This window comes from Robertkochia sediminum, from assembly GCF_016786255.1.
GTDB lineage: Bacteria > Bacteroidota > Bacteroidia > Flavobacteriales > Flavobacteriaceae > Robertkochia > Robertkochia sediminum.
Genome location: NZ_JADMKT010000062.1, coordinates 25,380 through 51,596, shown reverse-complemented (window position 1 = coordinate 51,596; position 26,217 = coordinate 25,380). Strand labels below are relative to the sequence as shown.

General features: G+C 47.3%; 17 protein-coding genes. 6 read left to right on the top strand and 11 right to left on the bottom strand.

The window, feature by feature from the left end; genetic code table 11:
* Window positions 1-116 precede the first annotated feature (116 nt).
* The 7 genes from IS446_RS00530 to IS446_RS00500 all read right to left on the bottom strand — a co-directional run bounded on the left by IS446_RS00530 (window position 117) and on the right by IS446_RS00500 (window position 10,332).
* Entirely contained in the window at window positions 117-1,382 is a 1,266-nt protein-coding gene (locus tag IS446_RS00530; protein ID WP_203057209.1) for an L-lactate MFS transporter, read from the bottom strand.
* A 19-nt stretch (window positions 1,383-1,401) separates the two neighbouring features.
* The gene (pflA, locus tag IS446_RS00525) at window positions 1,402-2,148 is read right to left on the bottom strand and encodes a pyruvate formate-lyase-activating protein (protein ID WP_203057208.1); all 747 of its coding nucleotides are present in this window, start codon (window positions 2,146-2,148) and stop codon (window positions 1,402-1,404) included.
* Window positions 2,149-2,213: 65 nt separating this feature from the next.
* Window positions 2,214-4,469: a formate C-acetyltransferase gene (pflB, locus tag IS446_RS00520; RefSeq protein ID WP_235996353.1), complete on the bottom strand. Its 2,256-nt coding sequence runs from the start codon at window positions 4,467-4,469 to the stop codon at window positions 2,214-2,216.
* 269 nt (window positions 4,470-4,738) lie between these two features.
* The gene (locus IS446_RS00515) at window positions 4,739-5,854 is read right to left on the bottom strand and encodes a DUF2914 domain-containing protein (protein WP_203057207.1); all 1,116 of its coding nucleotides are present in this window, start codon (window positions 5,852-5,854) and stop codon (window positions 4,739-4,741) included.
* A gap of 213 nt (window positions 5,855-6,067) precedes the next feature.
* Window positions 6,068-8,443 carry a DUF2309 domain-containing protein gene (locus IS446_RS00510; RefSeq protein ID WP_203057206.1) on the bottom strand — a complete coding sequence of 792 codons (2,376 nt, stop codon included), beginning with the start codon at window positions 8,441-8,443 and terminating at the stop codon, window positions 6,068-6,070.
* A 5-nt stretch (window positions 8,444-8,448) separates the two neighbouring features.
* Window positions 8,449-9,921: a proton-conducting transporter transmembrane domain-containing protein gene (locus IS446_RS00505; protein WP_203057205.1), complete on the bottom strand. Its 1,473-nt coding sequence runs from the start codon at window positions 9,919-9,921 to the stop codon at window positions 8,449-8,451.
* Window positions 9,922-10,017: 96 nt separating this feature from the next.
* Window positions 10,018-10,332: a hypothetical protein gene (locus IS446_RS00500; RefSeq protein WP_203057204.1), complete on the bottom strand. Its 315-nt coding sequence runs from the start codon at window positions 10,330-10,332 to the stop codon at window positions 10,018-10,020.
* Window positions 10,333-10,707: 375 nt separating this feature from the next.
* On the opposite strand from IS446_RS00500, the gene IS446_RS00495 reads away from it, so the two are divergent.
* Window positions 10,708-11,457, top strand: a complete 750-nt coding sequence (locus IS446_RS00495) for a hypothetical protein (RefSeq protein WP_203057203.1) — start codon at window positions 10,708-10,710, stop codon at window positions 11,455-11,457.
* Between the two features lie 396 nt (window positions 11,458-11,853).
* Window positions 11,854-14,340, top strand: a complete 2,487-nt coding sequence (locus tag IS446_RS00490; RefSeq protein WP_203057202.1) for a mechanosensitive ion channel family protein — start codon at window positions 11,854-11,856, stop codon at window positions 14,338-14,340.
* 36 nt (window positions 14,341-14,376) lie between these two features.
* Here IS446_RS00490 and IS446_RS00485 read toward each other — a convergent pair whose 3' ends face one another.
* From IS446_RS00485 to IS446_RS00475, 3 genes are all read right to left on the bottom strand, one after another.
* Window positions 14,377-15,678, bottom strand: coding sequence for a serine hydrolase domain-containing protein (locus IS446_RS00485; RefSeq protein WP_235996352.1), 1,302 nt, complete (start codon window positions 15,676-15,678; stop codon window positions 14,377-14,379).
* A gap of 82 nt (window positions 15,679-15,760) precedes the next feature.
* On the bottom strand, window positions 15,761-16,816 hold the full coding sequence (locus tag IS446_RS00480) for a PCMD domain-containing protein (protein ID WP_203057201.1): 1,056 nt from the start codon (window positions 16,814-16,816) through the stop codon (window positions 15,761-15,763).
* Between the two features lie 24 nt (window positions 16,817-16,840).
* Complete coding sequence (locus tag IS446_RS00475; RefSeq protein ID WP_203057200.1) at window positions 16,841-17,587, bottom strand: hypothetical protein; 747 nt, start codon at window positions 17,585-17,587, stop codon at window positions 16,841-16,843.
* 263 nt (window positions 17,588-17,850) lie between these two features.
* Here IS446_RS00475 and IS446_RS00470 point away from each other — a divergent pair, with 263 nt between their 5' ends.
* Both IS446_RS00470 and IS446_RS00465 read left to right on the top strand, forming a co-directional pair.
* Window positions 17,851-19,071, top strand: coding sequence for a hypothetical protein (locus tag IS446_RS00470; RefSeq protein WP_203057199.1), 1,221 nt, complete (start codon window positions 17,851-17,853; stop codon window positions 19,069-19,071).
* Between the two features lie 23 nt (window positions 19,072-19,094).
* The gene (locus tag IS446_RS00465; RefSeq protein ID WP_203057198.1) at window positions 19,095-20,366 is read left to right on the top strand and encodes a cupin domain-containing protein; all 1,272 of its coding nucleotides are present in this window, start codon (window positions 19,095-19,097) and stop codon (window positions 20,364-20,366) included.
* Window positions 20,367-20,469: 103 nt separating this feature from the next.
* On the opposite strand, the gene trxA is transcribed toward IS446_RS00465, so the two are convergent.
* Window positions 20,470-20,832 carry a thioredoxin gene (gene trxA / locus IS446_RS00460; RefSeq protein WP_203057197.1) on the bottom strand — a complete coding sequence of 121 codons (363 nt, stop codon included), beginning with the start codon at window positions 20,830-20,832 and terminating at the stop codon, window positions 20,470-20,472.
* 631 nt (window positions 20,833-21,463) lie between these two features.
* On the opposite strand from trxA, the gene IS446_RS00455 reads away from it, so the two are divergent.
* Together IS446_RS00455 and IS446_RS00450 are read left to right on the top strand one after the other, a co-directional pair.
* The gene (locus IS446_RS00455; protein WP_203057196.1) at window positions 21,464-24,928 is read left to right on the top strand and encodes a hypothetical protein; all 3,465 of its coding nucleotides are present in this window, start codon (window positions 21,464-21,466) and stop codon (window positions 24,926-24,928) included.
* Window positions 24,929-24,941: 13 nt separating this feature from the next.
* Window positions 24,942-26,216, top strand: a complete 1,275-nt coding sequence (locus IS446_RS00450; RefSeq protein ID WP_203057195.1) for a glycosyl hydrolase family 17 protein — start codon at window positions 24,942-24,944, stop codon at window positions 26,214-26,216.
* Window position 26,217: the final 1 nt, after the last annotated feature.

Genomic DNA, 26,217 nt, shown 5'->3' with positions numbered 1-26,217 from the left:
TCCCTACTTTTTACCCCTTGGACGTATGAAAACTGCTAAATCAATATACGCTATTAGTCTTGTCTCGCCCACCCTGGCTTTGGCCCGGGGGGTATGTTGTTATATCACTTAAATTTCTATGCCGCCTTTCGTGTAAAGGCCGGGGTTTCGCTCTTTGAAGTCTTCTTTACAGACGACTTAATGAGGAATGCTGCGATCAGGGCTGCAAAAAACAGCACAGAGAACAGGCTCAGGGTGGTATTGAGCGAACCGGTTTGCCCTTTGATCAGGTCGTAGAGCGTTGGTCCTGCCACCCCTCCAAGTGCCCAGGCAGAAAGGATGCGACCGTTGATCACTCCAAGGCTTTTGGTGCCAAAAAGGTCTCCGATAAATGCCGGTAGGATGGCAAATCCGCCACCGTACATGGAGATCACCGTGAACAATAAGGCCAGGAAGATCCATTCAGTACCCGTCTTAGGCAGAAAATAAAAGGCAACTACCTGAAACAGGAAGAAGAGGATAAAGGTGTTATCTCTTCCGAGGTAGTCTGAAAGGCTGGACCAGAAAATACGTCCGAGACCGTTAAAGATCCCTATCACTCCCACGATGGCTGCAGCTTCCAGGGCTGTGAATCCAAGCACTTCCTGGGTCATGGGACTGGCAGCAGAGATCAGGGCGATACCACAGGAGATGTTAATGAACATCATGACCCACAGGTACCAGAATTTCGGGGTTTTTAAGGCCTGGGAAGCCGATATTTCGGCGGTTTGGGGGAAAGAGCCTTCCTTGGTCTTTGCTTCCCTGAAGCCTTCGGGGGCATACCCGGCCGGGGGAGGTGCCAGGTATAATGAGCTTAACAATATGATGGTGGTGTACAGGGATCCTAAGATGTAAAATGCGTTGTGTATCCCGGCACTTTCAAAGAGTTGTTGCATGAAGGGGCCAAAGATCAGTGCGGAGAAACCAAAGCCCATAATGGCGAGTCCGGTAGCCAGACCTTTGCGGTCGGGAAACCATTTAACCAGGGTGCTCACCGGCGCCATATACCCCAGTCCGAGTCCGATACCTCCTATCACCCCATAGCTTATATAGAACAGGGGCAGGGAAGCCATTTGCACGGCCAATCCCGATCCGAGGGTACCTATACCGTAGAGCAGTCCGGCAACCATACCGCTTTTTCGGGGTCCGGCCTTTTCGGCCCATTTTCCTAAAAAGGTCGTGGTGAGTCCTAAAAAGAGAATGGCCAGTTTAAAGGCCCATTTGATGTCGCTGGCTTCTGCGCCAAACACATCTTTTACCGGATTGGTCATTACCGAGTAGGCGTAGATCGATCCTATCGAAAGGTGAATTCCTACTGCCGAGGCGGCAATAAGCCATCTGTTCTTTAATTTCCCTGTGCTCATATTCCTTCTGCTATATCAATTAGTTCACCGTAATGTGGTCAAAATACTCCTCCATGATCTCGCGGGCCATCTTCAGTTCTTCATCGGTATTCTCTTTGGTGTCGTGCATGGTGTATTCCCAGCCCAGAGCTTCCCATTTATGTACGCCCAGTTTGTGGTAGGGCAGTAATTCGATGCGCTCAATATGGCGGTAATCTTTAAAGTGCTGTCCCAGAGCGTGGAGGTTTTCCGGTGTGTTGGTAATGCCCGGAATAAGGACATAACGCAGCCACATCGGTTTTCCCTGGGCTTCTCTCATGGCAGCAAAGCGCAGGGCAATGTCTTTATTTTTTTCACCGGTAATATCCCGGTAGCCTTCTTCTGTAGGGTGTTTAATATCTAACATGGCCAGGTCTGCGATCTCACTCAGCGTTTCGCTAAAGTGGTTCATGATGCGTCCGTTGGTGTCGATATTGGTGTGTATCCCTTCTTCTTGCAGTCTTTTAAACAGGGGGATCAGGTTCTTAGCCTGCAGGAGGGGTTCTCCTCCCGATACGGTAACGCCACCGCCATTGCTGAAGTAGGGTTTCATTTTTACGGCCCTGTCTACCATCTCTTCGATGGTGTAGAGCGTTCCTCCCGTAGTACTTATGGTATCGGGGTTATGACAATACCGGCATTTTAGCTTGCATCCCTGTAAAAAGATCACCAATCGGATGCCGGGCCCGTCATGGGTGCCAAAAGATTCGATGGAATGTACCGCCAGAGTATTATCGGGTGTATGCATATCAATACATTAAAAAAGGTGCCCAAAAGCCCTGTTATAGACCCTTGGGCACCTTGGTTGTGGAATTACATGCTTTCGTGGAACGATCTTGCGATCACTTCCATCTGCTGGTCGCGCGTAAGGCGAATAAAGTTTACAGCGTAGCCTGAAACCCTGATGGTAAGTTGTGGATACTCTTCAGGATTTTCCATGGCCGCTAAAAGCGTTTCCTTGTTAAGAACGTTCACGTTCATATGGTGTGCTCCTTTGTTGAAATAACCGTCAAGGATGGTTCTGAGATTGTTGATACGCTGAGGCTCATCGTTACCTAAAGATTTAGGTACGATAGAGAAGGTATTTGAAATACCGTCCTGAGCATCTTCGTAATCGATCTTGGCTACCGAATTGAGCGAAGCGATAGCCCCATTCTTGTCACGGCCGTGCATTGGGTTTGCTCCCGGAGCAAACGGCACTCCCATGGCTCTACCGTCAGGTGTAGCACCGGTTTTCTTACCGTACACTACGTTAGAGGTAATGGTTAGTACTGAAAGTGAAGGGATGGCATCCTTGTACACTTTTAGTTTTTGAAGTTCGGCGTTAAAGGTCGCAACCACATCTGCAGCAATGCTGTCTACTTTGTCATCATCGTTTCCGTATGCAGGGAACTCACCTTCGATAATGAAGTCGGTGGTAAGTCCTTGCTCATTACGAACTGGTTTTACCTTAGCGTATTTGATCGCCGAAAGGGAGTCTGCTACGATCGACAGACCGGCAATACCATAAGCGATATTGATCTCCGGATCGGTGTCGATAAGCGCCATTTGTGCTTTCTCGTAGTAGTATTTATCATGCATGTAGTGAATAATGTTCATGGAATCATTATACACACGGGCTACTTCTTTCATGGCAACGCGGAAGTTGGCCATTACCTTCACATAGTTCAGGTACTCGTCGTCACAATCAGGGATACCGTTAAGGATCGGTTTTCCTGTGATCTCATCGCGTCCGCCATTGATCGCCATAAGCAGGGTTTTGGCCAGGTTGGTACGTGCACCAAAGAACTGGATCTGCTTTCCGATCTCCTGGAAAGAAACACAACATGCAATACCGTAGTCGTCAGAATGTCTGGTGGTGCGCATCAACTTGTCGTTCTCGAACTGGATAGACGAGGTGTCGATGGCTACTTTAGAACAGTAGTTCTTAAAGTTCTCAGGCAGGTCGTCAGACCAAAGTACGGTAATATTAGGTTCCGGAGATGGCCCCAGGTTGTACAGGGTTTGCAAGAAACGGAACGAAGTTTTGGTTACCTTGGTTCGTCCGTCAAAGAACGTTCCCCCGATGGCTTCGGTAACCCAGGTAGGATCTCCGGCAAAGAGTTCGTCGTAAGCGGCCGGTCTCAGGTGACGTACCATACGTAATTTCATTACGAACTGGTCGATGAATTCCTGAGCTTCTTTCTCGGTGATCAAACCGGATTGAAGGTCGCGCTCAATATAGATATCAAGGAATGAAGAAACATTACCTAAAGACATCGCTGCACCATCCTGCTCTTTTACCGCAGCCAGGTAAGCCATGTAGGTCCACTGAACCGCCTCGCGGGCACAAGCTGCCGGTCTGTGAAGCTCTAGATCGTAGTACGATCCCATCACTACAAGCTCTTTAAGGGCTTTGATCTGCTCTGAAACCTCTTCGCGAAGGCGAATCACCTTATCGCTCATAGGTCCGGTAATGTTCTCAAGGTCTTTTTTCTTCTCTTCAATAAGGAAGTCGATACCGTAAAGGGCTACTCTTCGGTAGTCTCCAATAATACGGCCACGGGCATAGTTGTCCGGTAATCCGGTGATCACCCCGAGAGAACGGAATTTTCTGATCTCTGCATTGTAGGCGTCAAATACCCCGTCGTTGTGCGTCTTAATATGATTTTCGAACATTGCTGTTACCTGTGGTGCAGGTTCCAGTCCATGCTCCTGAAGTGCTTTTTGTACCACTTTAAACCCTCCGAAAGGTTTCATAGCACGCTTAAGCAGCTCGTCGGTTTGTAAACCAACGATCACTTCACTCTCCTTATCTATATAACCTGCCTTGTGTGAAGCAACGCCTGATACGGTTTCAGTATCCACCGATCTTACGCCATTGTTCGCACGCTCTTCTTTCATGGCCTGGGTACATTTTTCCCAGAGTTTCATGGTGTTTAGGGTGGGGCCTTCAAGGAACTCAGAAGTTCCGTGATAAGGAGTGATATTTTTAATTACGAAATCCCTTACGTTAACGGTCTTCGTCCAGTCACCTTCCTGAAATTTATCAGAAATTTTGATGGGAGCGGTTAGAGTGGAATTTGTCATATGAATTGAATTTTTAGGATAACCTTTCCTTGATTTTAGACGACTAAATTACTGGGCTAATAAGGGTAAAAACATGACAAATGATAGTTTTTAAATGGACCGCTCAGATCAGTAGTACTCTAACGTTTGAGTGAAGTGAAGTTTTTTTGATTTTTTTTGAACGGTGTTCTTTTCCAGTCTTAAAAGACCTATTTTGAACGGATCTCAGGTGTTATGCAGAGGGTGTTTTCAGGGAAGAATTACGATGTCCAACCGATGTTTTCTCCGGATTAGAAATCTTTTTTAAGAAGTCTGAGCGTCTGGTCTTCAGAAAGGGGAACGATCTCAAAATCGATGATCCCCAATACCTGGTCTTCATCGGTGAGTACCTCGACCTTCCAATGGCCGGGCCAGACATTAGTCTTAAAGGTGTACCCCCTATAGCCCTGGTCGCGTCCACCGGTGATCTCATAGCTTATACTGTCTACGGCCTGCCAGAGGTCTTTCTTTGCACTATACCAGGCCCATCGGTGCACAATGCTTTTTTTCAGGGCTGTCGGAGCAAATACCGAAGAGAATACATATACGGGATCACCTTGTTTGTAATAGAACCTTTGGTCGTAGGCTTTCCAGATGCCCCGGCCGCCACTGCGCTGGTAGATAACCTCATAGGTGTCGCCGGTCTTTTTTACCTCGTGGGCTACCAGCCCTGTTTTTAACGCCAGGGGTACGGGAGGGATCAGCCTGAAATGGTAAAAGGTATACATGGCCCCATAGACCAGGAAGATAAGGGCTGTAAGTTGTATAAGATGACGTGGTTGCCTGGTCTCAGTTCCGGCCCGAAATATCAACAGTAATAAGAGTAAGGTACACGTCAGGCTGAGCATGCCGGAGATCAGGAAGATCGTTTCGTTCATCTCCCTTATGAATACCGGGACCATAAAGGCGAAAAAGGTGAAACTTATAAAGGAATACATGCCAAATTGCATATAGCGGTTGGAGATGCGGTTTCTCAGGAGTTCGTTGGCAAAGAACAACAGGACCAGGATCACGAAAAAGGACGCGGTCTTACTCAGGGAAACGCTCCGCGAGAAGTAGATCACATAGGCGCTGGAGAGCCCTCCAAAGAAAAATTGTATGGCCAGTGGCAGGTAATCGCGGTAGGCAAAAGCAAACCGGGATCGCCATCGTCCGGTTTCGGGTTTATTATATAGGTACAGGCAAAAGGTAGCCATGATCATGTACAGGCATAGTACGGTGATGTCGTATAACCGGTCGATACGCCCCAGGGTAAGCGAATCAAAGATAAATCCGCCTATAAAGAATAGAATGGGAGCGTATTTCTCATTGCGCTTATACCACCGGTGAAATGCCGTGTTGCGCACGCTTTTTGCAATGCTGTTCATGCCCTTTTACTTGGAGTGTTAAAAGTAAAACTTTATTGGCATACAGGGGTTTGTCCTCCGTTTAGCGGTCCGGTTTTTACGTAGTGATGGTCGGTCTGAAAAAAAATAACCCACTCATGGGCAGTATGCATGAGTGGGCTGGGTATTCCGGGTTGAGGTTGCTATTAAGTCAAATTAAGGACCCGGTATAAGTGTTTGTTTTGCCTCTTGTTATCAGGCTGGGACCTGCGCTCTTTTGCGAACGCGCGTCGCGGTTTTTACCGGTATCACCCGGGGTTCCCATTCCAGGTTTCCGGTATAGCGATACGTTTTCAGCTCTTTGGACGGATCGGTAACGATCAGGTAGATCCATTGGTTGTCCAATAGGGTTCTGAGGTTTTCGTTTCGCTTCAGAATATCGGTTACCCGCTCTACAGGGGCTTCGATCATGACCGACAGGCGTAAAGGCTGGTGGTAGATCTCGGCGTCTGTAGCTCTGAGCGATTGCAGAGGGAGTCCTGTTTTTAGGTCTCCTCCATTACCCTGAACCACTCCGAACATTCCCGTAACATTATGAGTGATCTTCGAACCACTTCCAAATCTGTCGATATCTACCGAAGAGAAGTAGTAGTGGTTGTTGATCCATTGGGTTACCACCATGGGGCCCTGCATAATGCCTTCGAGGGCTTTCCCTTCTTTGTCGTGCTCCCAGTCGTAAGAGTGCAGGAAGCAACGTCCCTGGAGGTTGATATCTCTGGTCGTTGTTCGCGGAGCGATAATGAATCCGGCATTTTTTGCCAGTCCCCATTCCGGACGGGTCTCTGCCCAGTTTCCGGCTTTGGTCTCCGCCAGGGCCACTCCATTACCTTCGGTTTGCAGTCGCTCGGCCGTTGCGGTTTGTTGTGCAATGCCCAGATCTTTTTTGAGTTGCTCCAGTATTTGAAGGTGACTCTTTGGAACATCTGCATCGAAGAGTTCGATGCGGTCGGTGGTCGTGGTGTGCTCGGCACCAACGAACCATGTGCTTTCCGGGATCACGATATTGTGCTCGTTGAAGAGGACTTCGCGAACTTCTCGGTCGTTAGCCAGCTTGGCCAGCATTCGGGCATTGTGTCTACCCGGACTGGCGGCACATGCCCCGCAATCAAGACTCGATCCGAAAGGATTGTTCGCCGTGTGACTACCGTGTCCTGAAAAGACCACCAGGGGTGCAAATTTCGTCCACCCCAGCAGGTCAAAGGCCGATTTCACGATGCCGGCTCTGTCGTTTAGCGGAATATGGCTGGTGGCATCTTCGTTGTTGATGTGTAATCCGGGAGCGCAGATCCCTTCATGGGTCAAAGCCTTATTTTGGTTTCTTCGGTACCATGCTCCGGGAAAGCAGGTACGCACCATAAGCCCGAAGCCGTAAGCCAGACCACTACCCTCTACAAATCCAAAGGTAGATGGCAGCATGTTCTTCATGCGTTTCAGGAAGTAGTTGATGAAGTTGTTCACCTTTGTCTTCTTGCGATAGTCTTCGAAGGCTGCTTGGCGATCGGTTGCCGGTTGCTCCTCTACCTTATAGGCTGAAGGTACGATGGGCGGACACGATTTTCTGGCATGGCCGTCGTCAGGATTCACGTAATCCATGGCGATCCCAAAGAATCCGGCATACCCGAAGGTCTCGTAATTACCGGCTGCCTCAACATGACGTCTTATGGGCTCCGAACGGGTGTCGATACAGAAAACGAGTTGGGCATCGGGAAGGGTGGTATCCTGTTTAGCTGCTGCAGCCATTTCCCTGTTGCTTTTCAGGGTGGCCAGGGTGCTTTCCTGCCAGGTCGCTTCCCAAGCTTTTAACCATATAGATTGTAATTGAGGCAGTACCTCATTGGTGTTTTGGTGTGGTGTTTCGGGTAGTAGGGGTGCATCGATAGCCTGGGCAATGCAGAACCTTACCGCCAGGTAATCTTCAAGGGTTACAGGATAGTATTCCTGCCAGTCTGAGCCTGTTTCCGCTCTAAGTTTGATGTATCCGGTCCATCCCGGAAGGGCAGCCAGGTGGGTCGTAATAAGTTTCAGTTGATCTTCTTCGTCAAAGTGGTTTAGCACATTAGCGATCACCTCAGAAGCGGTGCTTGCTGTGGTTTCTGATCTGAATCCTCCCTTGAGATCTTCATCGTAGCGGGCAAGGAGTTTCCAGGCCTGAAAGAATCCTTTTTCCTTACCGGGCATGCTCCATTCGGCTAGCCCTTCATCCATAAAGGCTGCCAGCCATTTGGTGGTGATGCGATCGATATCGTGAAACGGATTAACCGTCGTGGTCACAGGTTCATTTTCTAAGATCTCCAGGTAGTATTCAGGTTCCTGGATAAACCCTTGCTCCTGAAGCATTTCCTTTAGTTTGCTTCGATCGATATCTCCGCTATGGAAGGCCTGACGATATTGAGCAGCTTCGGGATATACGCGGGCACCGAGGATCTCACCTGCCTGGCTTACTGCGCGGTCAAAGGGTTGTTTCTCATATCCTGATAGCGGATTCGAGGTAACGAACCCGTAGAGGGGCCAGGTATTGCCAACGAAGGCCGAAGCTTCTTGAATAAGCGTGTCTATGTGTTGCGTTCTCATAGGGATCATTTTTTAAATCTTAGTACTGTGTTCTTAAAAGGTTGGGTCGTGTTGAGCAGTTTAACATAGATCCATGGGTGGTTTCTGTAGTATCCCAGTTTCATCAGGAAGAATCCGATAAGGAATACCGCTCCAAAGATGATCTGCGCAGGGGTAAGTTCCTGAGGGGCTAACGCGAAGGGGGTTCCTTCCATAAAGACCGTTACCCCATTATAGGCCAGGGCGTATACCGTGATCCCCGCCAGGTAAAGTACTACCGGCAGTACCGTACGGTGTAGTGCCGGAAGGTCTTTTTGTTTGATGAAGTTATAGGTAACCTGTCCTACCGTGATCGCCACAATAAGGGTGAGGAAGATCCCGCTGTCGGCGTTGAGTCCTTTTCCGGTTAGCAGGCTGAAAAGATAAGCTCCAACCAGTCCGTTGATCAGAACGAATACCGTCTGCAGGGGTTTGATGCGGATCTTTGGAGGTGTTTTCGGATGGGTATGTGTTACACCTTCTCCTGCAGAAAGAAAGAGGTAAGCCTTGTAAAATCCGTGTAGAATGAGGTGGGCCACTGCTGCGTTAAAGAATCCAAGACCGCATTGCATGATCATAAAGCCCATTTGCGCCATGGTCGAACACGCCAGTCGCTGCTTAACACTTACCTGAAGTAGTTTCGCAAACTGTGATACCACCGCACAGAGTCCGCCGATGATGAATAATAAGGTCAGCGAGTTCGATACGATAAGCAAGGGAGCGAAAAGGGTAAGCAGGATCCCCGCCCCATTTACGAATCCGGCATGCATAAGTCCGGAAGCCGGGGTTGGTGCGGTCATGCTCGAAAGCAGCCATCGGTGAAAAGGATAAATGGCCGACTGTATAAGTCCTGCAGTGATGATGAGCAGTACCGAAACAGCCGCCAGTGTGAACGGTAGTTCTTCGATATTGGCCATCATGGTGGTTAGGCTAAGGGTTTGTAGTGTCCAGGCCGGGATCGCTATTCCTCCGGCCAGTAGCAAGGCACTGGTTATAAAATGTCTCAGGCTCACCTTTCTGGCTTCCCTGGCCTCTCCCCATTTTGAATTCACCCCGATAAGATTGGCCATGAACAATCCCATAGCCATCCAGCTTATCGCAAGGAGAATAAGGTTTTCTGCTGCTATGAGCACACTTACCGATAAGGTGAATCCCAGGGTAAGCAGCATGAATTTTTTCTCGTAGCGAAACCCGTGAAGGTAGGTTCTCCCATAGGTGGTCATCAGGGCACTAAAGAATGTTACCGTCGCCCAGATCATTAAGGTGAAACCGTTAATGCGAATGAGTTCTCTGAAGTTCCAGTCGGGCATGCCAAAAAGTTTAAAGATCGCTGCGGCAGAAGCCAGGGTAAAAAGCACCCACAAAAGCGTGGGGACAACCTTGCTGGCCAGAGGTTTTGCCGCTGATTTTTGGGCGTGCGGAATCGATCTCCCGTGAACGTGTTCGGAAATTGCAGTCATTTTTGTTTTTTTAAATGTTACCTAAGGTCCAGGCGTCCTGATCTGGGAGCCTGTATGGCGTTGTGTTGCGTCTTTGAAGTTCGTGTTGCGCAGAACCTACTCATGATCCTTTACTTCGATATTCACTTCCCCGCTTATACGTATGGTCTTACCGGATCCGATAAGAGTTTCCATGAATTTGAGCAGTTCAGATCGTTCGTCTTTTAACTCTTTTATGCGGGCATCCAGGTCGCTGGTATCACATTGGTGATCGTTGGTCCATCGCTGAAATTTTCGTACTTCATTGAATTTGATCTTTTGGTCGATCAGTGATTCGAGGATCTCTCTGGCCTCTTCCGGAGAAAAGTTTCCTTTGATCAGACCAATTTGATGCTCTTGTGTTGTTGGTACTGTTACTGCCTTGGTTTTCATTCTGGTAATTTTTATTTAGTACTTCTTCTTCGGTGCAAAGATGTCGATTTCAATTCATTAATTTTTATTTAATTAAATTATCAGAAGCATAAAATATATTTATAATATATTCATTCGCCGGAAGGACTTGTTCAGGGCACCATGGAGTGGTTCTCGTGTAAAAAAGGTGGGAATGCGCTGGGATGAGAGATGTAGCAGAAGAATACAGGGTGGGAGGAAACTGTTTTCTTGTGGTGTTTATGTGGGGGGTGAGTGCATGTATGTATTTTTGTTTCAGCGAGTTAATTTTATGATCTCCGACGTATTTTATCGAAAACTTTATAAGATAAATACTACAAATGTTATATTTGTTATCAAGATAAACCCAATCTTATTATGAAACTATTTTATGTATTCCTCTGTGCAGGACTCCTTTTGGGCTCCTGTCAGGTCGACTTGGAGACCGTCTCTCTTGATGCAGGTGCTGCATCAGAAGAGGCCGTTGCTGCCAAGAACGGCCAAGAAAGTTCCTCTGATACCGAAGAGGAAGCCAATTCTGAAACTGAAACCGAAACAGTAACCTGTGAAACCCTTTTTGCACGTGGTAACGACGAGCAGGCCATGTGTTTTCTCAACGACGGATTCAACCGTTGGGGGTGGACCAATGAGCTCACTCAGGAAGGTGCGTATACCTTTAATCTCTATGCCGGAGCCGGCCAATGCGATACCGAGAAAGGTACCCTCGTAGGTTTTGCAGAGATCAATTACACCGATGGCACTGTTTCTGTAAGTGTAAGCATGCTCGAGGGCTTTACGTTGTCTGAAACACATCTTTATGTAGGCAACGATCCTTATCCGTTAAATGTGAATGGTAATGAGACCGTAGCTCCGGGACAGTATCCGCACAAGGAAACCTTCGAAGAGGGCGTTGCTCATTTTGATGAGGTGGTTACAGGATTGTCTGGCACGGTCTATGTGATCTTCCATGGTGTTGTTTGCAGCAGCGATGGAGAAGGAGATGAAGGTAACGGTGGCGATGACAATACCGACAACAGTACTAACAACTCCGGAGATGGAAACGAAGGTGGTGGTACTGATGGAGGAGGAGACGAAGAAAATGGCGGTGACACGTATGTACCAAGCTAAACTAATATTTGCTATTACTTCTAAGAGGCCTTTGAACGGGCCTCTTTTTTTTGTCCTTCATTTTAAGGATGGTCTGTTCGTAGCTACTTATTTCGGCGCGTGCTACCTTGTTTTGATCACTAATTCTTTAACCTCCACCAGGGCGTGGTTGCATCCCAAGAGGCACCTTCCTGTTCAAGCCGGACATCGGGTGGGGTGTCGGAAAACCGAAGAAGAAAGCCATAGACAGGAAAATGTTTTCATACATGTTAAAAAGAACTAAATTACACGTTAGCGGGAATTTACTGCGTTACAGAAGATTGAGGCCGTTAGATGAAGCATGAGGGGAGTTGGAGAAAAGCGCCTAGCTGAAGTCTTTACTAGTGTATTTGACGAGATCAAAAAATTAGCTTTTATATGATGAAATTACGTCTGAACTCCCTGATGTGCCGCTGGGTATCGTTGGTTGTTTTTCTTGCATGCTGTCCATTAAGCCATGCCCAGGTATTGGATGAGATCGAATCTCAGCTACTCAACGAACAGTCGGTTGATACCACCCTAAAGGTGATCCCATTTAACGATGTGCTCATTGCTGCCGGAGAGGCCAGGGTACGCGCGGTAAAATTATCAGAATCCCTGGTGAGTACCGAAACCATTGCAGCAGAGACCAAGGCTAACGACTCGGTTCTCGCTATGGTGAAGGCCGCCCTTGATCGGGTGAAGCTGATGGACCTGGAGCAAAAAGACCAGCGTTTTCTTTCTAACGAAAAGATCAATTGGCAGAGTGCCTATGGTCACGTCGATACACAGAAAAAGCGGCTTTCTGAGCGGATCCGGTCGCTTCAGGAAAAGCAGGTAGGTCTTGAAAAAGAGATACAACTTTGGAGGGCAACCTCTTCCTTCAGGGATTCACTGAATTCTTATGAGAGTCTCCAACCGGTGATCGGCCGCACCGTTAACATGCTGGACAGTCTCAGGGGGCAAATGGAGTTGCGTTCTAATCTGCTCATAGATCCCTTGAATAAGAATATCGAAACAGGGGTTGAGGTCGAATTGCTTTTAGATCGTATTGATCAGGCTCTGATGGATAAATCGGCCCAGGTGTACTCTAAAACTACGCCGCCTTTGTTTCTCCCTGAAAGTTTTTCAGAATCAGATAGCGGGTTCATGACTAATGTGAAGCGTTCGTTCCGTTCCGAATGGAATGCCTTGAAGTTTCATTACAACGGTAACAAAAGTACGTATCGGCTTTACATGATCTTTGTGATCGGCGTGCTGCTCTTTTTTATCTGGTTGAGCAAAAGGGTACGTCGCCTTAAGCCCGACAACCTGGAGTATTACCAGCGCACCCTGAAAGCGATCTTGCAACGACCGATTAGTGCAGGGGTATTGTTCAGTATCTTTTTTGCTGCCGTATTCTTTCCCGACCAGCCCACACTGTTTAACGATATTACCATTTTATTGATATTGCTTCCTGTTATCGATATCACTCTTTATCTTACCAGGGGCAAGGATCACACCTTGCTATACATCCTTGCCGGGTTAATGGTTATCTTCCTGTTAAGTCATCTCGTGCCCGTAAATAATATTTTATATCGCTATATCCTCCTGGGCCTCGGGGTGATCGAGTTTTTTGTTTTATACCGACTTTATAAGAACCGGGACGCCCTGCATTTGATGAGCCCCAGCCTGACCCGTTTTATCCGCTTCTTGGTGGTCTTTCACCTGGTCGTGGTCTGCATTGGGATCGTCGCCAATCTACTTGGGTATATGAGCTTGTCTCAGATCGCTCTCGAATCCTTGCTCAACAGTGCCCTGCTGGGAGCTGTGCTCTTTTTCTTTACGGTGATTCTTATTGGGGCTTTACAGCTGTTTATCGAAAGTCCTTATGCCGAAAAGCTCTTGGTTATCAAAACCCATGAGGCCTATTTGAAAGACCTGGTGGTACGCATTACCATATTTGGACTCACCATATTCTGGATCGATGCCATCCTTAGGATCTTTTACGTGCAGAGTTTGGTCTACGACGCGATAAGCAACTTCTTAACCAAAGAATACGCCATAGGGTCAATGAAGTTCTCCCTGTTCAAGCTTTTACTCTTTGTATTTATCATCTGGCTTTCGGTCATGGTTTCCCGTATCATTAAGGTCTTACTTCAGGAAGATGTGCTAAGCAGGTTAAAGCTCAAAAGGGGGGTGCCGAGAATGATCATGGCGATTGCCCAGTTCGGAGCTATCACACTGGGGATCCTTTTTGCGGTGCGCGCCATAGGCATGCCGCTGGATCAGCTCACGATTATCTTTAGTGCCTTTAGTGTGGGTATCGGTTTCGGATTGCAGAATATCTTCAACAACCTCGTGTCCGGGATCATCCTGCTGTTCGAACGTCCCATACAGATAGGCGATGCCGTGGAGGTGGGTACTTTGACCGGAACCATGCGGTCTATGGGGATACGTTCCAGTATCGTGCAGACCTTTGACGGGGCCGAAGTGATCGTGCCTAATGGTCAGCTTATTTCTCAGGAGGTGGTCAACTGGACGCATACCGATAAGAACCGACGTATTGAGATCATAGCCGGGGTAGCCTACGGGTCTGATGCCCACCTGGTGCAAAAGTTGCTTCTGGAGTGTATCACCAGTCATCCGGAAGCCAAAAAGCACCCTAAACCCCTGGTATTCTTTAATGATATGGGCGACAGTTCGCTGCTATTCAGAATGCTTTTTTGGACCGATAACTTTGACGATTGGGTACGTATACGCAGCGAAGTGATCTTTAAGATATACGATACCCTGAACGAACACGGTATCGAGATCCCGTTCCCTCAACGCGACCTGCATCTGCGGTCTGTCGATCCGTTGATCTTCAGAACGGCACAGGAACAAAAAGGTCCGGAGAATAATTAATTCCCCGGACCCTTCAGGTCTTTTGGATGTAGTCTTTTATTTTTTGCCCATCAAATAATCGGCTACCGCCTCATATGCCGGGAGCGAATAAGGATCGATGTACGCATTCTTCGGATTAGGGTGAGAAGCAAAACGCACGATCACCATTTCGGCCATAGGGTCTACATAAATTACTTGTCCGTGAACCCCTCGTGCCATAAAAGCATCATTTTTGTTATGGCTCATCCACCACATGTTCCTGTAGCTCCAATTTTTTAAACTCTTGTAATTTCCGTTGGCAAAAGCCTCCCGATCTCCACCTTCCCGGATATCGTCGATAAGGGCTGAAGGCAATACTTGTCGGCCGTTGAACCAACCGTTGTTCCTGATCATCTCTCCGAACATGGCAAAGTCGCGCATATTGGCACTGAAGCCGCCCCCGGCAAAGGCGATCCCTGAGCCGTCGATCTGGTAATAGCCGTCGTAATGGGCGCCCATGGGTTTCCAGATACGCTCAGAAATAAGCTCCGGAATGCTCTTCCCGGTAACCCGGGATACCAGCCACCCCATGGCATCTGTATTAATGGTCTTATACCCGAAGACCTTTCCGTGCTCGCCTTCCTTTTTTACAGTTTGCAGGTATTCGTAATAATTGGATGGAGCGTTAGGGTCTTCAGAACGGGTGAACGGATTTCCGGCAGCCGAAAATGCCCATATCTCTGCATTGGGATCGGCGTAGTCTTCACTATACTTCAATCCGGTGGTCATATCCAGGATCTGTCGCACCGTAGCATCGCCAAAGGCCGAGCCTTCGAGTTCGGGGATGTAGTGGGAAGCCACCTGGTCTTCGTCCAGTAAGCCTTCAACCACCAAAAGGGCTCCAAGGGTTCCTGTAAAGGTCTTACTTACCGACATGGCAGCGTGAACACCATCGGGTTTCAGGGCGCCAAAGTACTTTTCGTATACGATCTTTCCTTTGTGAAGTATGAGCATTCCATCGGTGTAATTCTTATACAGGGACTCCTTCCAGGTCATGGTGCCTTTTTCGCCAAGCGGTGTAAAGGTTAAAGCGTCGATATTGGGATCATTGGCCACCTCAAAAGTATACAGGTTCTCATTGCCTGCCTGCACATTTGCCGTTGGCATAAACTGACGCATATGGCACACGCTGTAGCGCAGTGCCGGGAACTTAAAGAAGCTGCCGTCAACGGCCGATATCGTTCTGTCGGCTGGCGGCGGGAAGCCCTGCATCCACCCCATCTTTTGAGGTTCCGAATCCTTGGCGCTAAGAGGTTTGTCTTGTGCCAATGCACCCAGGGGAAGCATCGTGGCAAAGAGTATAACTAGTGATCTTTTCATTGTATGATGATTTTAAATGGTGATGTCGTGATATCGTGATGTTTGCTCCGGTTTGTTGCGCATCCCTGAACATTATTTTTATTTAGTAGACTAATTCAAAGTTATTGATCCATAATTCGCTTCCTATGGCTCCGGTAAAATCATCCCCGAGTGCACTTGACGAGAATACCACGGTAATGTGCGTAGGCCTTGTGCCTGCAGGGGCCCAGGCTTCGCCTGCCCTGATATTGGCGTATTCAAAGGTGGGGTCAGAAGAAGGGAGTTCACCATAGGTAAGAGGCACTTCCAGGGTGGTCCAATCGGTTACTTCCATATTGCTGCGGTACCAACCGGTAGCAACGCGTTGTACCTGGTCGCCATCCCGGTTTTCCAGTAAGACGTAGATGTCGGCCTGGTCGCCTCCGGGTAATGGGTTACCCCGACCGTCGAGGTATTCGTCTCCCGGGAGGTAGCGGTAGTCGACCCGGAAGGCGTTGGGTTGTCCGGAAAAGAGGGTTCCGAAATCGATGTTCGATCGAGGATCAACAGGATCCGGGAAGCCATCGGTAAAACTACCGGTATAGAGCGTGGCCGCTGCCATTCGAACCAATAAAGGAGCCCTCGTACTCACCATTTTTACAGCAAGGTCGCCATTGCCCAGGTCTTCCGGTACTGTATTTGCCGGCCCGGCGATCGTTACCCCTGCATTGGCCGTATCCCAGATGGTACTTTCGGCATTTTCTCCGGGTTGCATATAGCCCCCTGTATCGTACCATAGATCAAAATTGCTGTTGGGGAGTTGGGGTTGTGGTTCGGCGACGCTGGCAATAACCTCCCATTGTGCCTGGGAACCGTCTTCTGCGGTTACCGTATAAAGCACCGGAGCAGTGAAATTCCTTGCCTCCCCGGCCGGAGGGTCTATAGTGGCCAGATTCGATATGACAATATTAGAAGGTGTTTTCGCGGAGACGTCTTCACCCTCATTGAAAGGGATGGTAATGGTTAGTGCTTCTTTGTCTATAACGGTTGGAGCAGCCTGCCCCGCAATTTCAAAAGTCTTGATCTCTTTATAAGGCGATAAGCCGAATTTGTCGTCTGAGATGCATCCGGAAAGGATGAACAGAAAACTTAAAAGTATGAATATGCTGAAGTTCCTCATGACTATAGGCGTTATGCTTGATGATTAAAAATAATAGGCCACCCCGAGGTTAAGGGAGAGCAGGTTTACTTTAAGGTCGATATTGTTTTCGGTGATCCGGGCTCTGTTCGCTTCATCATTATTAACAGTCTCTTCAGACCACTTCGAAGAAAGTCCGACCAGGCCTACAGAGGTTTCAAATGCCCAGTTGCGGTTAAAGAATAAAACTGCCCCCGGTGTTACTCCCAGTCGCGTTTCAATAAAATTACCTTCTATTTTTTCGATCTCATTCGGGAGAAATTTCCGGGTGAGCTCTTCCCCTATGGAGAATCGGAAATCGGCTTGCACGAATATTTGGAAGCTTTTGTTCACCGGCACATACTGCCGGATGTTGGGTATAAAGGAGACGTCATGTCCCAGGCTGCAATTGGTCTGTTCCTGATCGTCTTCATTGATAAAGGTGATGTCTTCCTGCAGCCTTCCGTAGCTAAGGCCCAGGCCGATCGTGAAATTATCTTTCAGCGCATATCCCGCGGCACTTGATATCCGAAAGTTGAGTTTGTCCTGGTCGATGACCTCGCGCAGCAGCTGATCCTCATTTTTGGCGTTTCGCTGATCCAGCGAAAAAGCCAGGTTGGTGTAAAAACGGCCTTTAGCAACCATAGGAGGATCTCCCGGATCATCTTGTTGGTTCTGAGCATAGACCCCCAGAGGGCAAAGCAGCAAACAAAGCATGTACAGCAGGAGTATTTTATCGGTTTTGAAGTTGAATTTCCGTCTTGTATTTTTCATAAAAACCATGTTTTCAGGCAGATATATCTCTTAAAAATAAGGAAATATTATTGTTGGAATTCCGCTTATCGATAAAACGCCATTCGTATCCCCTGTAAGACTTTTTGCATGTAATGATTTAGGTGAATAAGTGATTTTCTGTACTACTTTACCTGCTATTCTACATTCTTTGTTATCTGATAAATAGGGCATTATGTCGGAATGCGGTCATGGGGTGTGATCTTTTTAATAATTTCGTAACTCATTAAAAATCAGCCAACAAAATGTTTTTTAAAACCCTTCTAAGGACCTGTATCGTACTAGGTGTCCTCTTTATTATGCAATATAGTTTCGCCCAGGAGCGCAATATTTTGAAACCCGATGAAAAATCTCCTGGTCAGAATATCGGTATCGATGTTACACCATATACCTCATTTAAAGTTGGGGGCGCCATTTGGCTTCGGTCTTCGTTTCAGGATTGGGAACAGGATAACAGCGCCAACCGCAGAGGTTCGTATTTCGATCAGTTCAGGTTGTCGGTCTCAGGGGAACACGGCATGAAAAAAGGGGAAGGCGCTAAATTGAAGTTTTCGGCTCAGGCACGATGGTGGAGTTATATGTTTGCCATGCAACATATGTGGGTAGGGATACAATTCAATGAAAATCACGAGTTGTTATACGGGATCTCCCAAGCGCCTTTTGGTGCCCTGCCTTCCGTTTCTTCCAGCTTTTGGTATTCCTTGAACTACTATCATGGCCTTGAGGGAGATCACGATACCGGATTTCAATATATCTATAAAAATAAAGGGAATCATTTTCACGCGGCTTATTTCCGGAATGAAGAGTACAACGATCCAACAGCCACCAATCGCTGGGCCCCCGATCTTGTGGTTTCTGGTGACCAGCAGAATTTTGAACGCCACCAGGTGAATTTGCGATATGCCAAAGTCTTTGGCTACGGCACTACGAAAACAACGGAATTCGGAGTGTCAGGCCAGTGGGGGCAGATTCGTAATCCATTAAAGGACGGAAACGGGAACCATTGGGCAGCTGCTTTTCACTATGTGGGGAACTACAACGACTGGAACTTTAATTTTCAGGCCACCCGATATGAATACGATCCTAATAATCCCGATAGCGTAGACGATCGCACCGTGCTTATGGGGTTCTTCTCCGATACACGTCTGGTGGCGTCAAAGGCGACCACCTATGTTGCGAATGTGCGTAGGTTCTGGGATATTGAATGGTGGCTTTTCGATAAGCTCAATGTGTATATGGAATACAGCACCGTGATCAAGGATGAAGACACCTTCCATGATTCCAGGATGATCAATCCGGGAGCAGTCTTGCAGGCAGGGCCATTCTATATCTGGTTCGATATGCTCTTCGGACAGAACGCCTGGTGGATGAATGATAATTTTGACAATAGTGGTCCCGGTGCCGGTTCGGTGAATCCTGATAAATGGGAGCTTAGGGGTAATTTGTCTGTACAGTGGTATTTCTAAATAACAAAAACAAAGAAGTTGATATGAGAGTTAACGTATTAAGTATGATTATTTGCAGCTGCTTTATGCTGCTCGGATCCCTGGGGCATGCACAGGATGACCTGGTGCTGCCCGATTTTATCGCTAAGGAAGATGTGGTGGATGTAGATTGTAAATGCCTTGAAAAAGAGGTGAAGTACTCCAAGGCCGAACAAAAGTATATCGATATTCTTTGGGAAGAGTCTATGCTGTACCTGCGTGGTCTGGCGGAGGCCCTGACCAAGAATCCTGAAGAAGGCGGATGCCGCCAGTCTGATGTAGCGGTGTTCGAAACCCTGGGAGGGGTTAAAAGAATGTGTATCATGGACCGTCGCGATATGCAATTGTTGGTGAAACAGATCTACCAGATCCTCTACAATCAGGAAGCTGCAAAAAAATGCTTTGCGGCCAGAAAAGAAGTAGATTGGCTTTACAGTCCCGGAGGAAAGCTTGAGGAGCAATCTCCGGTAGCCAAATGGATGAAGCGCACCACCTTTGAGGAGTTCTTCGATACCAAGGTCACCAACGACTCGGTAAAGGCCTATGGTAAGGTGCTTACCGATAATTTCTATGATATCGTTACCGGAGAGCAGGTGGTGACCCCGCCTAACTTCCCTTATGATGTTAGTGCGCGCTCCCTGCCCAATCTATGGGCATCGGTAGGTTGGTTCCCGATGTATGCAGAAGACAGCGAACGCAACAAGCGCAACTTTATGGAGGTGCGTGGGGGCTACGCATACGGAGAGATCCTCGGACATTGGGGTCTCCTGCGTATCGATGAGATCGGCGGACATAAAGTAGGGGCTGAAGTAGGGATGACTGTTCAAATGGTCAACAGCCTGTATCCGTACCACAACCATTCGATTTCTGAGATGTATTATACCATGACCACGCCGGCATGCCCGGACCAGTTCAAGACCTTTGCAGCACGCGATATCAATAAACAGGTAAAGACCGTGGGACAAACCGAAGACGAATGGATCGTGGAATTCGATGCGGGTATGCAGAATGAGTTCCGCCAATGGTCAAGCGGATCCAATACCAAGAATAACCTGGTGTATTTTTATGAGAATACCATTCACGCCTTTGATGTGGATGGCAGTTGTGTGGAAGATCCTGAAAAGATGGCCCTGGTATCGGTATGGGCGCGAAGTGATGCGCATGAGATCTTTAACGATTATGGAGGTACACGATTGTGCGAATGCGCCGATAAACCCAATACACCTGCCGTACGAGGTAAGAAGGTGCGTTGCCAGCTCAATAAACTATCCTATTAGCATGTGTAGGTTTTGAGGAGGATTATCTGGTATACCCTCCCGCTTTTAGGAAGAAAAAAACCGGATCATAGGATCCGGTTTTTTCGTTCAAAATGATCAAGTATTAAGCAACCGTGCTTAATAGTTCTTTGTCTATGACCTCCTGTAGCGCATGCTTTGGAAGGGCTCCTGCCTGCATCATAGGTTGCTTGTCCATCGGGATGAACAGGATGCTTGGAATACTTCTGATCTGAAATACCTGCGAAAGCTCCTGCTCTACTTCGGTATCGACCTTGTAGATGATAATATCAGGATTCTCATCGGCAAGTTCTTCCAGGATCGGAGCCACCATTTTACACGGTCCGCACCAATCGGCATAAAAGTCGATAATAGCAGGTTTATCTCCCTTATAGTTCCATTCTCTCTCTTTTGTATAATCGAAGATGTCTTCTTTAAACTGCGCTGTTGTAAGTTTTACTGTAGGCATATGATTCCTTGTTTGTATTATGGTGTAAAAGTACAATGGTAGCCAAAAGTGTGCTGTAACAAATGTTACGTTTCTAAAATAGGTGTTTTCGTTAAGGTATTGATATTCAACATAAAACTCTGGAGGCCCGGAGTAAAGCCAGAGTGACTAAAAGGTGCAGCTTTCAGCTGTTTCTTATCTCTTTACATAAAAGCCCAATGTTGAGGTGGATTGATACCATTGTTGTGGTATTTTTTAATGTACATGGCATCTTTTTTTTCGCTTAACAGGTGCTTTAGCAGTAAGGTGAGGTAAAAGCACATGATTTTATTTCTTTTTACAGCTACTGTATTCCCGGATATCAGGACCGTTTTACGTCATTTTTCACGCGTTTAAAATATGTAACTGTCTAATTGTAAGGCAATACCGTCAGTCATTTCCTGATGTTGTGTTTTTTTCTCGGGAAAGTGCCATTTACTAAAAATCTTTGAATCTTTTTATGAGTTATGCGGTCTTATTTTCGTGAAATAATAGTTAAATTTCGGACTTAAAATTGGGGTAGACCCATTTGCGAGCTTTTACGGTTGTTTTCAGGCCTTGTAAAGGTGTGAAAATGGCCCTGAAGAGATAAAAAAACATATATAAATTTTCTATGAGTCAATCGAGTCGATCTGAGACAATTTTTCTGGGAGATAAGCCCGCTTCATTCGGGAGATCAAATGTGCAATTAGAAGAAGTGGACATTAATAACGAGACCTATTTTAAGATCGCCCATGTGGATAACATGAGGCCTTTTTTTATGAGTATCGTGAGTAACTCCAACCACTGGATGTTTATCTCCAGTAACGGAGGTTTAACAGCTGGTAGAAAGAATAGTAACTTCGCCCTCTTTCCATATTATACAGACGATAAGATCACAGAATCGGCAGAGATCACCGGTAGCAAGTCTGTTTTCTTGGTAAAGAAGAACGGGAAGACCCAACTTTGGGAGCCTTTTTCGATCAGACAAAAGGGAATTTATAAAACAACGAATAACCTCTACAAGAACGCATATGGGAATAAGGTGATCTTTGAAGAGATCAACCATGACCTGGAGCTGAGCTTCCGCTACGAGTGGAATTCCAGCACGCAGTATGGCTTTATTCGTAAGGCCACCCTTAGCAATACCGGGAAGGCGGCTGCCGAAGTGCGTTTGCTTGACGGATTGCAGAATCTCCTACCTTACGGGGTTGAAGATGCGTTGCAAAATGCCAGCAGTAACCTGGTTGACGCTTATAAAAAATGTGAACTCGAGACCGATACCGGATTAGGGATCTACAGCCTGAGCGCGATCATTGTTGATAAGGCAGAGCCTAGTGAGGCCCTTCGTTCTAATATTGTTTGGTCGCACGGTCTTGAGAATCCTAAGTACTTACTTACTTCCCTTCAGATAGACGCTTTCAGACAGGGAGCCGATATCGAAACAGAAGTGGATATGCGTGCCGAGAAAGGCGCCTATATGCTAAACGCAGCCGTAACCCTGGAACCGGGAGCAAATAAAGAATGGAGCATTATCGCCGATGTGAATAAATCGGTGTCTGATATCGTAAGCCTTAAAGCTGAGATCAAAGAGAATAGGGAGCTTCACAAAGTGATCCTCGAAGATGTAGAGGCCGGTTCAGAAGAACTGGTTGCACTGGTTGGTGCTGCCGACGGATTACAGGCTACTGCCGATAAGCGTCGTATTACCCGTCACTTTGCCAATACCATGTTCAACATTATGAGGGGTGGTATTTTTGATCATAATTATCAGATCGAAAAATCCGACTTCCTACCTTATATCAAGAAAGCCAATAAAGCGGTATACGCTGCGAATAAAGCAGCCCTTGAGGCGATGCCTGAAGTATTCGACCTTAAGGCGGTCTCAATGATGGCTGCAGAGACAGAAGACATGGACTTTAAACGTCTGTGCCTCGAGTACCTTCCGTTGAAGTTTAGCCGTCGACACGGAGACCCAAGTAGGCCTTGGAACAAGTTCTCGATCAATACCCGTAACGAAATTGACGGTTCCAAGATCCTGGATTACCAGGGGAACTGGCGTGACATCTTCCAGAACTGGGAGGCGCTGGCGCATTCGTACCCGGAGTTTATCGAAGGTATGATCCATAAATTCCTCAACGCTACGACCTTTGACGGGTACAATCCGTATCGTGTGACCAAGGACGGATTTGACTGGGAGACCATCGAGCCGGACAATCCGTGGTCGTATATTGGATACTGGGGAGATCACCAGATCATTTACCTGCTTAAATTCCTTGAATTTGCAGAAGATTACTATCCGAAAACCCTCGCGCAATACTTTAACCGCGATATGTTCGTGTACGCTAACGTACCATACCGCATTAAAGCATACAGTGAGATCCTTAAAGACCCTAAAAATACCATCGACTTTGATGAGGCGGGAGATAAGGCCATTCGCACTTCACGTGATGAAATGGGAGCCGACGGAGCGCTGATCAAGGATCAAAAGGGCGGTATTTATCGTGTAAACTTCATGGAGAAGATCCTTGCCACCGTCCTGGCTAAGGTGTCTAACTTTATTCCTGAAGGAGGTATCTGGATGAATACCCAACGTCCGGAGTGGAACGATGCCAATAACGCTTTGGTGGGTAACGGGGTGTCAATGGTTACCCTCTATTACCTGAGAAGATTCCTGAAGTTTATGGAAGACCTTATGGAGCGTAATGGAGAATCTTCTACCGAGATCTCTGAAGAACTGTACGATTTCTTCCAGAAAGTGGTTAAAGCGTTCGAAGCCCATAATGGGATGTTGGAAGGGGCGATCTCTGATGCCGACAGAAAGAGCGTTATGGACCTGCTGGGTGAAGCCGGTAGTACCTACCGCACGGGAGTTTATGAGAACGGATTCTCAGGGGCGAAAAGATCGCTTGACCTGGCTGCTGTTAAACAGTTTGCTGCCCTGGCCAACGAATGGATGGAACATTCGATCAGAGCCAACAAGAGAGCAGATAACCTATATCACGCCTATAACCTGATGACCGTTAAAGGGGATGATAAGGTGGCGATCTCTTACCTGCCTGAAATGCTCGAAGGACAGGTAGCTGTATTGAGTTCAGGATACCTTTCTGTAGCAGAAAGTATCGAAGTGCTCGATAGCCTAAGAAATAGTAAGCTATATCGTGAAGACCAGAACAGTTATATCCTCTATCCGAACAAGGAGCTGCCAAGGTTTATGCATAAAAATACCATTCCGTCCAACAGCGTAGAGCGCTCTGAGCTGCTCAAGCAGTTGGTGGCCGATGGAAACCATCAGGTGATCTCTGCCGATAAAGACGGCGGATACCACTTTAACGGGTATATGAATAATGTCAATTTCCTGAAGAAAGCGCTTGCTGAGCTTCCTGAGAAGTACGAGGTGCTTGTTCAAAAGGAAGAAGGATTATTGGCTGAGATCTATGAAGAGGTTTTTAATCACAAGGCCTTTACCGGTAGATCAGGGACCTTCTTCGGGTATGAGGGGCTTGGGTCGATCTACTGGCACATGGTATCTAAACTGTTGTTAGCGGTTTACGAGATCAGTGAGCGTGCCGTGGAGGAGCAACTTGATAAAGGCGTTGTTGAAAAGATCAAAGCACACTATTTTGCAGTAAACGACGGTATCGGAGCAGATAAATCACCGGAAAATTACGGAGCTTTCCCGACCGATCCTTATTCGCATACTCCAGGTAATAAGGGAGCGCAGCAGCCGGGTATGACCGGTCAGGTGAAAGAAGATGTGCTTAGCCGTTTCGGAGAGCTTGGTGTTTACGTAAAAGACGGATTGCTCGGATTTAATCCTGCACTGCTAAAAGATGCTGAATTCCTTACAGAAGGGACTACCTTTAACTATGTAGATCTCGAGGGAGCTACCCGGTCGATCGCACTGGAGGCCGGTTCACTTGGGTTTACCTGCTGCCAGGTGCCGGTGGTTTATAAGAAAGCCGGTAGCCGTGTCGTGAAGGTTCACTTTGCCAGCGGTGACGTAAAAGAGCTTTCAGGAATGGAGTTGGATAAGGAGACCACTGCAGCTGTATTTGAGCGTACCGGAGCTGTTAAAGCCCTGGAAGTACTCCTTTAATAAATCCGTTGGAATGAAAAGAATCCTATCCAATACACTATATGCCTTATTGGGAATCCTGTTGCTTGCCTCATGCAAGCAGCAGGAGCCTAAGGCCGATGTTGAAACCGTAACCGATAGAACTGCGGCTGACATTCTGGGGAACCCTGATTTCAGGGCCATATCTTATGGAGGTTACCGCCAGACTAGCAGGGATATTCAGCCTACCCTGGAAGAGCTCAAGGAAGATCTTCTGATCATGGAGGCTATGGACATTCACCTGCTAAGAACGTATAACGTACATTTTGCACAGGCCGGAAATATCCTAAAGGCTATTAAGGAACTTAAACAGGAAGATCCATCTTTTGAGATGTATGTGATGCTCGGAGCCTGGATCGATTGTAAGAATGCCTGGACGTCAGAACCCGATCACACCGGAGAAGATGCAGATCGCAATACCAAAGAGGTGAACACCGCTGTGGAATTGGCGAAAACGTATCCGGATATCGTAAAGATCATCGCCATTGGTAATGAGGCCATGGTGCACTGGGCCTGGAGTTATTGGGTAGAACCCGGAGTGATCCTCAAGTATGTGAACTACGTGCAGGACCTGAAGAAAAAAGGGGAGCTGCCAGCTGACCTATGGGTGACCAGTTCTGATAATTTTGCTTCCTGGGGAGGTGGAGATGCCTCTTATCACAAGGAAGACCTGGAAGCGCTTGCCAAGGCCGTCGATTTTGTTTCGGCGCATACCTATCCGTTTCACGATACCCACTATACCCCGGAATATTGGCATAATGCCATTGCAGATGGAGATAGCCTGACAGCTGCTGAACAAGCTGAAATTTCGATGACTTCCGCAATCGATTACGCCAGGATGCAATACGAGAGCGTTAAAGACTACCTCGACAGTATCGGCGTTCAGAAGCCGGTGCATATCGGGGAGACCGGTTGGGCCAGTTATACCACCGAATTGTATGGCGATGAAGGCTCAAGGGCTACCGATGAGTATAAACAAGCCCTGTACCATGAATATATTCGGGCGTGGACCGATGCTGAAGGAATAAGCTGCTTTTATTTTGAAGCCTTTGACGAGCCCTGGAAGGATGCGCAAAACCCCGGTGGTTCAGAAAATCACTTCGGATTGCTTACCGTAGATGGTAAGGCGAAATATGCCCTTTGGGACCTGGTAGATCAGGGTGCCTTTGAGGGACTCACCAGAAATGGAAATACTATAGAAAAAACTTTTGAGGGCCATGTCGATAGCCTGATGATCACCGTATTAAAGCCCCTCGTCTTAAATAAATAAA

Excerpts from the sequence above, each read along its gene's own strand:
- IS446_RS00505 (WP_203057205.1), bottom strand. The coding sequence starts at position 9,921 with ATGACTGCAATTTCCGAACACGTTCACGGGAGATCGATTCCGCACGCC.
- IS446_RS00475 (WP_203057200.1), bottom strand. The coding sequence starts at position 17,587 with ATGAAAAATACAAGACGGAAATTCAACTTCAAAACCGATAAAATACTC.
- IS446_RS00515 (WP_203057207.1), bottom strand. The coding sequence starts at position 5,854 with ATGAACAGCATTGCAAAAAGCGTGCGCAACACGGCATTTCACCGGTGG.
- pflA (WP_203057208.1), bottom strand. The coding sequence starts at position 2,148 with ATGCATACACCCGATAATACTCTGGCGGTACATTCCATCGAATCTTTT.
- IS446_RS00455 (WP_203057196.1), top strand. The coding sequence starts at position 21,464 with ATGAGTCAATCGAGTCGATCTGAGACAATTTTTCTGGGAGATAAGCCC.
- IS446_RS00490 (WP_203057202.1), top strand. The coding sequence starts at position 11,854 with ATGATGAAATTACGTCTGAACTCCCTGATGTGCCGCTGGGTATCGTTG.
- IS446_RS00495 (WP_203057203.1), top strand. The coding sequence starts at position 10,708 with ATGAAACTATTTTATGTATTCCTCTGTGCAGGACTCCTTTTGGGCTCC.
- IS446_RS00450 (WP_203057195.1), top strand. The coding sequence starts at position 24,942 with ATGAAAAGAATCCTATCCAATACACTATATGCCTTATTGGGAATCCTG.
- IS446_RS00510 (WP_203057206.1), bottom strand. The coding sequence starts at position 8,443 with ATGAGAACGCAACACATAGACACGCTTATTCAAGAAGCTTCGGCCTTC.
- IS446_RS00500 (WP_203057204.1), bottom strand. The coding sequence starts at position 10,332 with ATGAAAACCAAGGCAGTAACAGTACCAACAACACAAGAGCATCAAATT.
- IS446_RS00480 (WP_203057201.1), bottom strand. The coding sequence starts at position 16,816 with ATGAGGAACTTCAGCATATTCATACTTTTAAGTTTTCTGTTCATCCTT.
- IS446_RS00470 (WP_203057199.1), top strand. The coding sequence starts at position 17,851 with ATGTTTTTTAAAACCCTTCTAAGGACCTGTATCGTACTAGGTGTCCTC.
- IS446_RS00530 (WP_203057209.1), bottom strand. The coding sequence starts at position 1,382 with ATGAGCACAGGGAAATTAAAGAACAGATGGCTTATTGCCGCCTCGGCA.
- trxA (WP_203057197.1), bottom strand. The coding sequence starts at position 20,832 with ATGCCTACAGTAAAACTTACAACAGCGCAGTTTAAAGAAGACATCTTC.
- IS446_RS00465 (WP_203057198.1), top strand. The coding sequence starts at position 19,095 with ATGAGAGTTAACGTATTAAGTATGATTATTTGCAGCTGCTTTATGCTG.
- pflB (WP_235996353.1), bottom strand. The coding sequence starts at position 4,469 with ATGACAAATTCCACTCTAACCGCTCCCATCAAAATTTCTGATAAATTT.
- IS446_RS00485 (WP_235996352.1), bottom strand. The coding sequence starts at position 15,678 with ATGAAAAGATCACTAGTTATACTCTTTGCCACGATGCTTCCCCTGGGT.